The following is a 12,656-nucleotide window of genomic DNA, read 5'->3' as shown; positions in this document are numbered from 1 at the left end:
GCGGCCTTGGTGACCGCTGTCAAACCAACTGGCTACAGGCAAGGTCGTTCCACGCCCCAGACCTCAGTCCGACGGACCCCGGCCTTTGGTCCTAAACGCATTTCAATCACCGTTGCCGGCGCTATTTCAGCATCGAAGGACGCTGCATAAGCAGGCGCAGGCAGGAGACTGAATGGATGGCACGATCCAACCGCCGGGAAGCTGGACGCAGGCGCCTGGCGATGCGTCTGCCGCTGATGCGGACGCTGATCATGGAAGCGCGCGACCCGTGGCAGCTCGAACTCTTCGAGGCCTACCAGATGGCAGTCGAAGCGCGCGACGCTCTTCGAAGGCGGCGGCCCAATTCGTACATGGTGCGGGAATATGATGAGACCTGTTGCGAAATAGAGCAGCACGTCATCCGTGCGATGCGCGAACTTTCGATCGGAGCTGCGCCGCATCAGCGCAAATCCGGCAAGCCGTCAGACCTCAGCGGATAGACGTTTTTCGACATTCCATCTGGAAAGCATGCGAGGAGCCTCTTGCGGCCTCCCGAAGAGATAGCCTTGCCCCGTCTCGCATCCGAGCCGATGCAGCGCTTCGGCTTCCAGCTCGGTCTCGACACCTTCGGCGACCACCTGCAGGTTCAAGCCGTGCGCAAGTGAAATGATCGCCCGCACGATTTCCAATACCGCCGGATTTCCGTACATTCGCCGGACGAAGGACTGGTCGATCTTGAGCTTGTCGAGAGGAAGATCGGCAAGATAGCTCATCGACGAGTAGCCGGTGCCGAAGTCGTCCAAGGCAATGACGATTCCCGTTTGGCGAAGCGCGCGCATCTTTGCGATCACGGCACCGCCCTGGTCGAGGAAGGCGGATTCCGTCAACTCGAGGCACAGCCTGGAGGAAGGAAGCCCGCTGCTGGACAAAGCCTCCCTCACATCGGCCTCGATGTCGGACTGCTCGAACTGGAGTGCCGAGACGTTGACGGCGACGCCGAATTCACCAGGCCAGGCGGCGGCCTCGGTGCAAGCCTCAAACAGCGTCCAGCGGCCGATATCACAGATCAAACCAGAGGATTCGGCAATCGGGATGAACTCGGCCGGAGATATCAGACCGAATTCGGGATGGCTCCATCGGATCAAGGCTTCCGCGCCGACAAGGCGCCCGCTGGCAAAATCGATCTGCGGCTGGAACAGCAGGAAGAACTGCCGGTTTTGAAGAGCGTCGCGCATGTCCCGCTCCAGCCGGCGCGACCGCGCCTGGCGAACGGCGGTAGACGGATCGAAGGAGCACCATCGCCGGCCTTGCCCGGCCTTCGCAGCATCGAGCGCCGATTCAGCGGCATTCAGGATCGCACCGGAGGCGGCATCACTTGAGCGGGCTATTCCGAGGTGGACCGAGATCGGCACGGCGGCACCGCCGAGGTGTACAGGCTCTTCGAACAGCGCCAGAAGACCATCGGCGAAATCTTCGATCGGCGTTGCATCCGTCGCGGCAATGGCGATGCCAAAATGGTCACCGTCCAGTTTTGCCAGCAGATCACCGGCGAATGCATGCCCGAGCCTCGCCGCCACGGCTTGCAGGAGTTCGTCGCCGACGTCGCGTCCCAGCGTGGCGCAAAGCGATGAGAAACGCTCGATATCCAGCACCGAGACGAAGGCCCCGCCCTGGAGGGCTGCCAGCCGAGACGCGAATTCCCGGCGATTGAGCAGCCCGGTGAGTTCGTCCAGTTCGGACAGCTTCTTGAGCCGCTCTTCGTAGTCATAACGTGCGGTGATGTCTCGTATGATCAGGCAACCCGCAAACCGCGACCGCGCCACGGCCGGGCGCGCATCCGGCTGTTCGATCGGCGAAATCGTGACGGACGCTTCGTAATGGGTGGCCTTCGAAGCTCCGGTGCCGGCGAAATCGACGAGGGCTGTGTGCACCTTGCCCGGCTCGGCATCGTGCTCAGAAACCAGTCTGCGCACGATGTCGATGATGGCGGTATCGGCGGCGCCGAGAAGCGAGGCGCCGACCCCGGCTCGCAATACGGTCTTTGCGGATTCGCTCGCCTCGACGATCCTCAGATTGCTATCGAATGCAACGACACCGTCCGAACTGTCGGCGATGATCCGTCTCATCAGGCGCCGGGTGTTTCGGGCCTCGGTATTGGCGATGGCGACAAGCATTCGGCCGAGGTCGACGCGTTCGTTGAACGCGAGCATCCATGCGAAGAGCAGCGTCAACCACGGCCCGGCCGTTCCGGCAAGGATCCCGTTCCGCGACTGCAGCAGAAATGCGCCTATCTCGCCGATGACAACGATGAGCAGTCCGACTGCCATGATCGTGATCATGCCGGCCGAACGGCTGCGGATCACGCCGATGATCAGCAAGATCGCAAACACGAGTTCCAGCGGAGCCTGATCGACCGTCCTGAGGAAGCGGTTCTGGAGCAGCGTCTCTGCCGCAAGCACGTGAATGAGCGGGCCTGAAATAGCGCCGTAGACGGGAACGGCGAAAATATCCTTGAGCTCCGCCGCCGATGCTCCGACCACGACCGAGCGGTCTCTGATCGCCTCGGCCGGCACGGCCCCGTTCAGCACGTCGGACAACGAGAATGTCGGGACGGTGTCGGGCCTTATCGAGAAATCGATCGGCAAGGCTCCGGAACTGCTGCCGATCCCGCCAAGGGCCGAGGCGGCGGACTGGGTGGGGCTCCCGTCGAGTTGGCTTCCCAGATCGAAGCGGCGGACGATCCCGTCCGCATCCATCGCGACATTGGCGAATGCGGGCCAGGCATTCTGAAGGAGTTGCGGGATCGGCCTCGTCACCGCCGTCTCGGACGATGACGCCTTCTCCTGCTGCCGGAACACCGGCAAAAGAACTCCTCCCCCGGATCTCGCAAGCGCCGCGGCAAGACGCTCGTCCTCCTCAGTGCTGGAGAACGCGCTGAAATCGACGTCGAGAAAGACGTCCTTGACGCCGGAGACGACCAGCTTGTCGAGCAGTGTCGCGTAGATGCTCCGTGGCCAGGGCCAGGTTCCAACGGCGTCCAGGGAATGTTTGTCGATCGCAACGAAGACAATATTGCCGGTGGCGGTGCGAGGCGCCCATTGGAAACGCTTGGCGAAAAGGCTGTTGTCGATCGCCTGCAGGAGGCCGAGGCTGGAGCCGAATATCGGCAGCGCCAGCATCACGGCGATCAGCAAAAGCCGAACCGTGATCGTGCTGATGCCGTTGGAGAGATAATCTCCAGCCGCCTTGCTATCTCTCACTTATCCTTGCCCTTGCCGTGATCGCCGGAATTGCCGTGACCGTTGCCACCGCCGTTGTTATCGCCCTTGCCGCTGTTTCCGTTTCCATTGCCGCCGCCGTTGCCATTTCCGTTGTTACCGCTGTCATTGGAATGACCGTGGCCGTTCCCGTTGTTACCGCTGTCATCGGAATGACCGTTGCCATTGCCGTTTCCGCCGCTGTTGCCGTTGCCGTTTCCACCGGAATTGCCGTTTCCGCCGCTGTTGCCACCGGAATTGCCGTTGCCATTGCCGTTATTGCCGTTTCCGGAATTGCCGTTGCTCCTGGTGTTTGCGCTGTCATCATCATCGCTGCTCGCGCTGGAACTGGTGCTCTTGCTTGTCGCCGAAGAGGTGTTCTTGGTCTCGGCCGCTTCGGTGGCGCCGGCGAGTGTCGTGGTGCCGACGGCCGGGATCTGGGCGACCGACGGTGCAACGGAAGTGATCTCCGGCTTGGACAGCCGGCCCGCCACCGTCATGCCGGCCTTCTTGTCGACAGCAGCGCTCTGCCCCGGCGCCACGTTCGATCGCTGGCCGCTGGCGAAGGAGGTGACCTCGACCAGGCCGCGATCCACTGAGACGGACGCTTTCGCCCTGCCGACCGTGACGTGAAAGATCGTTCCTTTGACGACGGCCGCGAGATAGGGCGTCTGTACAGCCGTATGAGGCTGGCTTCGCTTCTCGATTTCAAGGTCCAGCGAGCCGACCTGCTGGTAGATCTGCGTCTTCATGGCCGCGGCTTCGTTGGTGGCGATGGCGGCAAGCGTATTTGGCTGGAAGGTGATGCTCTCCACCCCTCTGGCAAGCTGAACTCGCCCGCGCGGGCCAGTCGAGACCCATGCCCGGTTGGGAACCACCTCGCCGGCGCGCAGGTCCACCCAGTTCGTCCTGTCGACGGTATACTTGACTTGATCCGTCGCCTTGACGACCCGCCAGTCGTCGGCAGTCGCATAGGCGGCTGTCGGCAGCAGGATCAGTGCTGCGATCAGAATTCGAAATATTGTCGACATGAATGCTATTCCCTCGGCCTTGGTGCGAGTGAAGCACATTCACCTTAAGAATGATTATAAAATAGTATGATGATTGTAGGAATTGCGCGATTGGCGCATCGGCTTTCGCCGAAGGCGATTATGTAGCACGACCGGCAACCACCAGCGCGCTCATGCTGCCGCTGGGACAAGCTCCGTGGCGCGCTTCGACGCGCTCGGCCACCGCCTCGACGATCTCGGACATGCGCTCCGGCGCCCGCTATTCAATTTCTCCCCGGAGCAGCGTACCCCGGCAAAAGGCGGCTGCGACCGCCGACGTCTACGGGGTCGGACCTAGGTCCGAGAGGCATCGGACCGAAGTCCCGAGGGTGGAACGCGCACCGGAGCGTGCCGTTTCAAGGGGTGAAGGAGATCCTGACATGACCCAGAGCAACAGATCCCGAGTGAATGACGCCTGCAACGTGTGCGTCATCGCCCTTGTCGCCGTGCTTGCCGCCCTTCTCTACGTCTTCGGCGCAGCCATGTCGGGCGACACGCTGCAGTTGACCAAAAGCATAAGAGGCTCTGAAATCTTCGATACCAGGGATCTGCCCTGATGCTGTCTGGAAAAATTTCGAGGAAGCGATAGGTTACTCGGCAAGACTCTTACCGGTATCAAAATGAATTGGCTTCGCCGCTGGAATGCCCGCTCGCTCGCCTCCCAATTCTTCATCGCGGGCGGGCTCATATCGATCGCCGCCATGTTCCTGGTGGGCATTCTCGTAACCCACCTGATAGAGGAGGCGGTGATCCACAATTCCGGCGCTGCGACGGCGCTCTATGTGGACAGCGTCGTAGCGCCGCTACTTCCCGACATGCAAAAGGCGTCATTGCTGGACGAAGGCAGCGCTCAGGCTCTGGACGAGACGCTGGGTCAAGGGGCGCTCGGCAGGCGCCTTGTTTCGTTCAAGCTGTGGCGAAGCGACGGCACCATCCTCTATTCGAACGAGAAGGAGCTGATGGGCAGGACGTTTCCGGTCAACGACAAGCTCCAGAAAGCCTTCGCAGGGTCCCTCGTCGCCCGCTATGAGATCGCCAGCGATCCGGAAAGCGACAAGGAGCGGGCGCTCGGCAAGCCGCTGATGGAAATCTACAATCCGGTGCTCCAGCCATGGTCCGGACAGGCGGTCGCCGTGATCGAATTCTACGAGACGGCGGAAGGACTGAGCGACAGTCTGGCCCATGCCAGACTCCGCAGCTGGGCCGCCGTCGCCGCTCTGACGGCAATCTTTTTCCTCGTTCTCTCCGTCCTGGTGTTCCGGGTTAGCCGCACGATAGAAGCACAACGCAGGGATCTCAAAGAACGGGTCGACGATCTGTCTGCGCTGCTGGCTGAAAACCGCGGGCTGCAGCGGCGGTTGCAGCGTGCCTCCCAGCGAGCAGCGGCGCTGAACGAAACATATCTGCGCAGCATCGGCGCCGATCTGCACGATGGTCCGGCCCAGCACATTGCCTATGCCTCATTGCGGCTGGACAGTGATATGTTGATCAATGCTTCGACCCATCCCGAGGCGCGCGAAAAGGAGCTCGCCTGGATACGCTCGAGCCTTGCCGAGGCGATGACCGAGATCCGCAATATCTGCAGCGGGCTGGTACTCCCGCAGATCGAGAAGTCCTCGATCACCGAGATCGTCATGCGGGTGGTCGAAGCGCATCAGCACAAGACCGAAACCCGTGTCGAAACGCTCATCGACGATGATGGACCGGAGCTCGCTCCTGCCGTAAAGATCTGTATTTACCGCTTCGTTCAGGAAGCCTTGAACAACGCCTATCGTCACGGCGGCGGCATTCAGCAGGCCGTCAGAGCCGTGTCGCACAATGGTCACGTTCATGTCGAGGTCAGCGACCGCGGCGATGGCTTCGATCCGAGCGAGGTGAGGCCGACGAGCCTCGGCCTGGTGGGGCTTCGCGAACGCGTCGATAGCCTGGGAGGCTCGTTCGACGTCAAGACAGGCGAAGGAGGGACGACCGTGACCATGACATTCGAGCCTATGGACGTGGGAGACTAGAGATGACATCCATCACCATCGGGGTCATTGACGACCACCCGCTTTTTCGCGAAGGCGTAACGCGCAGCCTGTCGGAAATCACTGGCTTTTCCGTCGTCGGCGAAGGCGCCAGCAGCGATGATGCGGCGATGATCGCTGCGACCAGCCGCCCCGACATCATGCTGCTCGATGTCTCGATGCCCGGCGGCGGACTGTCGGCGATCGGCGAAGTGCTGACGCGCAGCCCGACGACAAAGGTGCTCATGTTGACGGTATCCGAGGAAGTGGACACGCTGCTTGGGGCTCTGCAGCGGGGCGCGATGGGCTATGTTCTCAAAGGTGTCGGCTCGCGCGGCCTCGCCGAAGCCATTCAGACGGTACTGAGCGGATCACGCTATATCTCGCCGACGATGTCGACGAAGGTCATGGAGAGTTCGCTGAATGGCGGCGCGCCCGACAAAAACAGTCTGACGCCGCGGGAACGCGAGGTGATGGATCTCGTCTCGCAAGGTCTGTCGAACAAGCATATCGGCTTGCGTCTCAACCTGCAGGAAAAAACCGTGAAGCACCATATGACTCAGATTCTGAGCAAGCTCGGCGTCTCGAACAGGACGGAAGCGGCTCTCCAATGGCGCGAACGGCGCTAAAACCGCTCACATGTCCCGGCGACAGGCATTTGGAATAGGATATCGTCGGCTGTATGGCTGATGTTTCAGCGGAGGTAGCGGCTAAGGCGGCGGACATCGTTTGCCGTCGCTTGCCTGCTGATGATCGTCCGGCCCTTCCCGTCCTTCATGACGTAGCGGCCACTCCGCAGGGTTTCGGTAATGCCGTTCGTGTGCCGGACGTCGATCGAGCCGTCGGAAGCTTCGGTCGCGCTTGCCACCGATCCTTCTGACGACTCCCTGGAAGAGGAGGAAGATCCGTTGCTGGAATTCCCATTTCCCGAACTGCTACTGCCGTTGCCGCCACCGTTGCCATTGCCGCCACCGTTGCCGCCGCCATTACCGTTCCCGCCACCGTTTCCGCTCCCGCCGCCGTTACCGTTCCCTCCCCCATTGCCGTTACCGCCACCATTTCCATTGCCGTTATTGCCGTCTTTTGCCTGCGCGCATCCTGCCGCCAGAACAGGAAGGGGGCCGTCGAGGTTCAAGGTCAGCGGTGATGCGACAGCAAAGAGAGCAACGGCTGCGCCGCCGCCCAATCTCAGAAAATCGCGTTTCGAGAAACTCATGCCATAACCTCGTTCACCTGTTCTGCACCGTATCTCTGCAATATAGACCCCAGACAATTTTCGCTGTTCCGAAGACAGAATGCAACGGGACCTAGGTACTAGCTCAGGCAGGACTTTGGTCCGGTCTGCGGATTGCCGGGCGCCGGCGCCAGCGCGGCGCGCCATTCGGAAGGTTCGCCTCTCCTCGCCGACAGGCTGCCGCATGGAGCGATGACGCATTTTTCTGGAACTTCTTTCCTTGTCGCCGATTTGATTGTCCAAGAGCAACGAGAGGAAACGGCAATGGCAAACCCGAACGAATCCCCCGCCGTCCAGTCCCTGCGAAAAGAGCAGGCAGAGCAGCGGAAGCGGGGGCGAAGAGGCGATCTCACTCGAGCAATCGAGGATACGTTTCCGGCCTCCGACCCGGTGTCGGCCACCCACACCTCAATTCCTGCCGGCCGCAGCGACATCGAGGCGGCTGAGCGTGTGCAGCGTGAGCCCGACCCGACCAGGCTGGACGAGGAGTTTCCGCTCGCCGATCGGGCCCTGCGCTCGACCGGCGAAAACACCGGCTCCTCAGAAGGATTGGATGGGGATCGCAAGGACATGCGCGCACTTCGGAAAGACGCAGGCCGGATCGCGGAGTCGGCTTCGGAGCTGGCCTCCGGAACAGCCCGCCTGGCAAAGGCGGAAGCGCGCAGTTTCGCCCAGGAGATCGAGGACAGAATACGCCGGCAGCCGCTGACCTCAGTCGCGATCGTCGCCGCCATCGCCTTCGTCTTCGGTGCGACGCGTTGAGGAGCCAGCCTCGACTTGCGGCAGCCCCGTGAAAATCGCGACCTACAACGTCAACGGGATCAATGGACGACTGGCCATCCTGTTGCGCTGGCTGAAAGAGGACGCCCCCGATGTGGCCTGCCTCCAGGAACTGAAGAGCGACGATGCCGGGTTTCCGCTAAAGGAAATCGAGCGGGCCGGCTACGGCGCCGTCTGGCACGGACAGAAATCCTGGAACGGGGTTGCCATCCTGGCGAAGGGCAAGACACCGATCTTGACGCGGCGCGGTCTTCCCGGCGATCCTGACGATACCCATAGCCGGTATATCGAAGCCGTCATCGACGGCATCGTCATCGGATGTCTGTATCTCCCGAACGGCAATCCGTTTCCAAGCACCAAGTTCGACTACAAGCTCCGCTGGTTCCGCCGCCTGCACGACTACGCCGCCGAACTCCTCGAACTCGAGGTGCCGGCGATCCTGGCCGGTGACTTCAACGTCATGCCGACGGAAATCGACGTCTACAAGCCGGAGCGCTGGCTGGACGACGCCCTTTTCCGGCCTGAGGTCCGCAAGGCCTATGCCGATCTCGTCGCCCAGGGCTGGACCGACGCCGTCAGACATCTGCATCCGGGAGAACGCGTCTACACCTTCTGGAAATACTGGCGAAACAGCTTCGAGCGTGACGCGGGGCTGCGGATCGACCACTTCCTGCTCAGCCCGGCCGTCGAACCCTGGCTTCGATCGGCAACCGTCAGGAGAAAGCCGCGAACCTGGGAGCATACGAGCGACCATGCGCCCGTCATGATCGAACTCGACGTTTCCGAAGCTGGAACCGAGCTATGAGCCGGGGACCAGGCGCGAGGGAACCTCGCCATATCGCCGGGAGTTTACTGTTAAAGGGAAGCGACCAATGAACGAGAGCAAGAACTACCTGAACACCGACGAAATCCAGGCTGACGACCAGTTGTCGCCGAAGCTTCTCGAAGGAAAGGATCCGCCAAGGCGGGTGCGGAAAAGCGAGGAAGCCATCGCCGAAGGCGCCGACGATACCGAGCGCATCCGGGTTCCGCCGCCGGTTGCCAATCCCGATTGATCGGCAGAGTTGCTACCCGCGGGTAGCGGCCTCAGTCATCAGCATTGAGATCATAGATGCGGCCGGTCAGCCAAGCCGGCCAATCACGCTCGAAGAAGGATCTGGCGCTTTCATCGAAAGTGCGATTTTTACGCCTCGACAGCCTAATCTCATCGCCCTCGAGCCGAACGACGATCTGCTCGTCCCGATCGGCTTCGCGTTCCCTGCGGAAACGATATTCCTCCAACGGACCTGTGCTCGCCAGCGGCAGGGATTCGCCCGCCGCATCGCATATCGCGCGTGCCCCGCGGCTGCCGCCGCCGCCACGAATGAAGACGTCGAGCGCACTGAGCACGGCTTCCGAGGCGAGCGCCATGTGCCGCCATTGCACACCCCGGACCGCCTCCGCCGCGCGGCCGTAGGCGATGCCGTCTGCGCGAATATCCGCATTCAGCTTGCGCGCTTCGATCAAAGCCTGGGCGACACTCTCCTGGTCGCAAATGATACCGGCCTTCTCGCTCATCCGCGCCTGTATTTCCGAGCGAACTGCTTTGACGGTGAGCGGGCTCTCGGCTCGAAGGGCAGAAAGAAGAGCGGCGATGCCTGCCTCTGCCATGCCTGACATATCGCCCGTGGCGGCCCGCTTCGCCCTGCCACTTGCGCTGATGTGCTCGGCCACACGGGTTCCGAACACCTGCCCGGCATTGAGCGCCGCACCACCCGGCCTCGTTACGCCATGTGTGCCGGCCGCTTCGCCGACCGCGTAGCAGCCCACAAGATTGCTGCGGCCCCAGGTATCGACCATGATGCCGCCGTTCATGTGCTGGTTGTTGACGGCAAATTCCAGCGGGTCGGCGGCAATGTCGATCTTGTAGCGGCGATAGAGCTCGATCGCGAGCGGGTTCATGTGCTTCAACCGGTCCACCGGCATCTCCTGGCCGGCACCGGCCTTGCCGAGATAGAGGCGGACGTCTTCATCCAGCCTTTCCAGGCTGAACGGCAGGTCGCCCGGCACCGGCAGCGGATTGCGATTGAAGTCCATGAAGACACGCCGCCCGGCGGCGGTCTCGCTCGATATGGCGAGATCTACCAGGCTTGAACCGAAATCCAGCATTCGGGTCGCATGAAACGGCCATTGATAGCCTTTGCGAAAGACGTTCGAGGCCAATTCCTGCGTGCTGCGGTAATATTGCCCCAGGAAGTGGTGTTCGACGCCATCGGCATCGACCGAATAGATATGCGGGATCGCCTGGACGTAAGTGCCCGACAGATTCCACGGGAAGCCTTCCCTGCGCGTTCCAATGCCGAACTGGCTTTCCGTCAGGTTCACCAGTTCGACGCCGGCCTCGAGCGCCAGTCCAAGCGAGCCGAAGCAGCCGTTGGGATAGACGCTGTCACGATAAAGCTCGCCCGGCCCGCCGGCCGCGAGCACCATCACATCGGTCACGTACAGCGCGATGCCCAGCGGGTTCTCATCCGTACGCCCGCCGGGGCGCATGGCGAGAATGCCGACGACATGGCGGTCTGCCCCCTCGCCTTCGGTAAGGATTTTGACCGCGGTCGTCTGGTTGTAGAACGGCACGGCGAGCCGGATCGCCTCTTCGGCCAGCACCTTGACCATCAGGCGTGAGGTGCGCGGACCGCAGCTGGTGGCGCGGCCGACCTCGTCATGGTCGGTCTGATATCTCAGCGTTCCGCCGAGCGGATCCTGCGGCAGCGGCAGACCGAGGAACTGCAGCGACGCCATCATCCGGGACGAGCCGACCGCTTCGACATAGGCGGTGTCCTCATCCATCGCGCCGCCGCTGCGGATGGCGCGGGCCATCGCCTTGTAATTGTCGCCCTGATCGGCGGTGTTGGCGGTGTGCAGGGTCTGCTTATCCGATCCCGAGCAGGCCGAGGTTCCGCCCCAGGCGCTTTGGCTGATGACGACGATGTCGTCGCCGCGCCGCTTCATTTCCACCGCCGCACGCAGACCCGCGGCACCAGATCCGACGACGACGCAACCGGCGCGATAGACCGGCACCTCGACGCCGGCAAGCCGCACGGCTTCCGAAGGGTCAGCTTCGGGCGGAAGCTTGGGCATATCGACATCGGTCAGTGCGTCAAGAATTTCCTGCGGGACAGCTGTGGTCATCGACGTTCAGTCCAGCGGGATGTCGACCCAGCGCTTCAGCCGGGAGGACTCCATGCATGCGTCGACGATCTGGCAGATGTGATGGCCCGTATAGAATGTAGGCCACATCGGCCTGTTTGCAACGATCGAGCGGATCACCTCGGCCGCCTCGATGATCTTGCTTTCGTTGTAGCCTATGCCGAAATTCGGCAGGGGAAGGAACGCCCGAAAGGTGGGATTTTCCGGCCCCACGTCGATCTCCCGGAAGCCGCGCCGCCCCGTGCGGTCGTCGTTGGAGTAGAAGCGCAGCCGGTTTATCTCGTCATAGGTATAGGCGATGCTGCCTTTGGTTCCATAGACTTCGTAGGTCTGCATGAACTTGCGGCCGGTCGCGACACGGCTGAAATCGACGATCCCGCCGGCACCATTCTCGAACCGGCATAAGAGGTTCGTGGCGTCGGGGTTGGTGATATCAGCCCAGGATTCGTTGCCCGTCAGTTTCACCTCTTCGCCATAGGCAAGGCCCTCGACGACCGGCCGGCGCGGTGTGACGATGAGATTGTCGGCGATCAGCGAACTGACCCGGCCGACCAGGAAATCCATGAAGCTGAAGATGTGCGAACCGGTATCGCCGACGATCCCGGTCGGCGCCAGCTTGCCGTCAGCGCGCCACATGAAAGGCGCGGTGGGATCGCCATACATGTCGACGTGCTGGCAGCCGCGAAACAGCTTGATCTCGCCGACTTCGCCGGATTCTATGATGTCTTTGGCCAGATCATGGACGGGGTTTCGGGGAAAGGCATGTCCGACACGGGTAATCACACCCTTCTCTCTGGCGATCTCTGCCAGTTCCCGCGCTTCGTCGGCAGTATTGGCCAGCGGCTTTTCGCAATAGACATGCTTGCCGGCCAGCAAGGCCGCCTTGGCCACAGGATAATGCAGGTGGTCAGGCAGGCAGATATCGATCAGATCGACCTCGGGATCGGCGACCGCCAGTTTCCAGTCCTGATAGATCCTGGCGCCCGGCGCCCTGTTGCCAATATCCTCGGCTGCGTCAGGATTGCGATCGACAAGCGCCACGATCCGCGCCGTTCCGTCCGAAACGCCGAAGAAATGCGCAAAGGTCTGATAGGCCATCGTGTGGATCTTTCCCATCCAGCCCGAGGCGCCAAGCACTGCAACTCTCACTTCGACCATTGTC

12 protein-coding genes and 1 pseudogene are annotated in these 12,656 nt (G+C 61.9%); 7 read left to right on the top strand and 6 right to left on the bottom strand.

Annotated elements, in window-relative coordinates; translation table 11 throughout:
• The first annotated feature begins 176 nt into the window (after positions 1–176).
• A complete protein-coding gene (locus RHEC894_RS08615; protein WP_085736953.1) occupies positions 177–479 on the top strand; it encodes a hypothetical protein in 303 nt (100 codons plus the stop codon).
• Here RHEC894_RS08615 and RHEC894_RS08610 read toward each other — a convergent pair.
• The 3 genes and pseudogenes from RHEC894_RS08610 to RHEC894_RS33330 all read right to left on the bottom strand — a co-directional run.
• Complete coding sequence (locus RHEC894_RS08610) at positions 462–3,239, bottom strand: EAL domain-containing protein (RefSeq protein WP_085736952.1); 2,778 nt, start codon at positions 3,237–3,239, stop codon at positions 462–464. The genes RHEC894_RS08615 and RHEC894_RS08610 overlap by 18 nt on opposite strands.
• Positions 3,236–4,267, bottom strand: coding sequence for a FecR domain-containing protein (locus RHEC894_RS08605; protein WP_085736951.1), 1,032 nt, complete (start codon positions 4,265–4,267; stop codon positions 3,236–3,238). Before RHEC894_RS08605 ends, RHEC894_RS08610 begins: the two co-directional genes overlap by 4 nt.
• Before the next feature lie 118 nt (positions 4,268–4,385).
• A pseudogene (locus tag RHEC894_RS33330) lies at positions 4,386–4,556 on the bottom strand (ubiquinone biosynthesis methyltransferase UbiE); the annotation flags it as partial.
• 109 nt (positions 4,557–4,665) lie between these two features.
• Here RHEC894_RS33330 and RHEC894_RS32925 point away from each other — a divergent pair.
• From RHEC894_RS32925 to RHEC894_RS08590, 3 genes are all read left to right on the top strand, one after another.
• Positions 4,666–4,842, top strand: coding sequence for a hypothetical protein (locus RHEC894_RS32925; protein WP_010065091.1), 177 nt, complete (start codon positions 4,666–4,668; stop codon positions 4,840–4,842).
• Between the two features lie 63 nt (positions 4,843–4,905).
• Positions 4,906–6,294, top strand: coding sequence for a sensor histidine kinase (locus RHEC894_RS08595; RefSeq protein WP_085736950.1), 1,389 nt, complete (start codon positions 4,906–4,908; stop codon positions 6,292–6,294).
• A gap of 2 nt (positions 6,295–6,296) precedes the next feature.
• Positions 6,297–6,920: a response regulator transcription factor gene (locus RHEC894_RS08590; RefSeq protein WP_085736949.1), complete on the top strand. Its 624-nt coding sequence runs from the start codon at positions 6,297–6,299 to the stop codon at positions 6,918–6,920.
• A 65-nt stretch (positions 6,921–6,985) separates the two neighbouring features.
• Here the strand turns inward: RHEC894_RS08590 and RHEC894_RS08585 are convergent, their stop codons facing one another.
• Positions 6,986–7,507 carry a hypothetical protein gene (locus RHEC894_RS08585; protein WP_085736948.1) on the bottom strand — a complete coding sequence of 174 codons (522 nt, stop codon included), beginning with the start codon at positions 7,505–7,507 and terminating at the stop codon, positions 6,986–6,988.
• A 282-nt stretch (positions 7,508–7,789) separates the two neighbouring features.
• On the opposite strand from RHEC894_RS08585, the gene RHEC894_RS08580 reads away from it, so the two are divergent.
• From RHEC894_RS08580 to RHEC894_RS08570, 3 genes are all read left to right on the top strand, one after another.
• On the top strand, positions 7,790–8,287 hold the full coding sequence (locus RHEC894_RS08580; protein ID WP_085736947.1) for a hypothetical protein: 498 nt from the start codon (positions 7,790–7,792) through the stop codon (positions 8,285–8,287).
• 28 nt (positions 8,288–8,315) lie between these two features.
• Positions 8,316–9,110, top strand: coding sequence for an exodeoxyribonuclease III (gene xth, locus RHEC894_RS08575; protein ID WP_085736946.1), 795 nt, complete (start codon positions 8,316–8,318; stop codon positions 9,108–9,110).
• Between the two features lie 67 nt (positions 9,111–9,177).
• A complete protein-coding gene (locus tag RHEC894_RS08570) occupies positions 9,178–9,360 on the top strand; it encodes a hypothetical protein (RefSeq protein WP_085736945.1) in 183 nt (60 codons plus the stop codon).
• Between the two features lie 31 nt (positions 9,361–9,391).
• Here RHEC894_RS08570 and RHEC894_RS08565 read toward each other — a convergent pair whose 3' ends face one another.
• Both RHEC894_RS08565 and RHEC894_RS08560 read right to left on the bottom strand, forming a co-directional pair.
• Positions 9,392–11,476, bottom strand: a complete 2,085-nt coding sequence (locus RHEC894_RS08565; RefSeq protein WP_085736944.1) for an FAD-binding protein — start codon at positions 11,474–11,476, stop codon at positions 9,392–9,394.
• A gap of 6 nt (positions 11,477–11,482) precedes the next feature.
• Positions 11,483–12,652 (bottom strand): Gfo/Idh/MocA family oxidoreductase, encoded by a 1,170-nt coding sequence (locus RHEC894_RS08560; RefSeq protein ID WP_010066894.1) that lies wholly within the window; start codon positions 12,650–12,652, stop codon positions 11,483–11,485.
• Positions 12,653–12,656: the final 4 nt, after the last annotated feature.

Source organism: Rhizobium sp. CIAT894 (assembly GCF_000172795.2).
Classification (GTDB): Bacteria; Pseudomonadota; Alphaproteobacteria; order Rhizobiales; family Rhizobiaceae; genus Rhizobium.
Note: the sequence above shows the minus strand (reverse complement) of the source record. Positions and strands in the feature narration are given on the sequence as shown.

Coding starts and splice junctions, on each gene's coding strand:
- RHEC894_RS08560 (WP_010066894.1), bottom strand. CDS start 12,652: ATGGTCGAAGTGAGAGTTGCAGTGCTTGGCGCCTCGGGCTGGATGGGA.
- RHEC894_RS32925 (WP_010065091.1), top strand. CDS start 4,666: ATGACCCAGAGCAACAGATCCCGAGTGAATGACGCCTGCAACGTGTGC.
- RHEC894_RS08580 (WP_085736947.1), top strand. CDS start 7,790: ATGGCAAACCCGAACGAATCCCCCGCCGTCCAGTCCCTGCGAAAAGAG.
- RHEC894_RS08590 (WP_085736949.1), top strand. CDS start 6,297: ATGACATCCATCACCATCGGGGTCATTGACGACCACCCGCTTTTTCGC.
- RHEC894_RS08595 (WP_085736950.1), top strand. CDS start 4,906: ATGAATTGGCTTCGCCGCTGGAATGCCCGCTCGCTCGCCTCCCAATTC.
- RHEC894_RS08570 (WP_085736945.1), top strand. CDS start 9,178: ATGAACGAGAGCAAGAACTACCTGAACACCGACGAAATCCAGGCTGAC.
- RHEC894_RS08605 (WP_085736951.1), bottom strand. CDS start 4,267: ATGTCGACAATATTTCGAATTCTGATCGCAGCACTGATCCTGCTGCCG.
- RHEC894_RS08615 (WP_085736953.1), top strand. CDS start 177: ATGGCACGATCCAACCGCCGGGAAGCTGGACGCAGGCGCCTGGCGATG.
- RHEC894_RS08565 (WP_085736944.1), bottom strand. CDS start 11,476: ATGACCACAGCTGTCCCGCAGGAAATTCTTGACGCACTGACCGATGTC.
- RHEC894_RS08585 (WP_085736948.1), bottom strand. CDS start 7,507: ATGAGTTTCTCGAAACGCGATTTTCTGAGATTGGGCGGCGGCGCAGCC.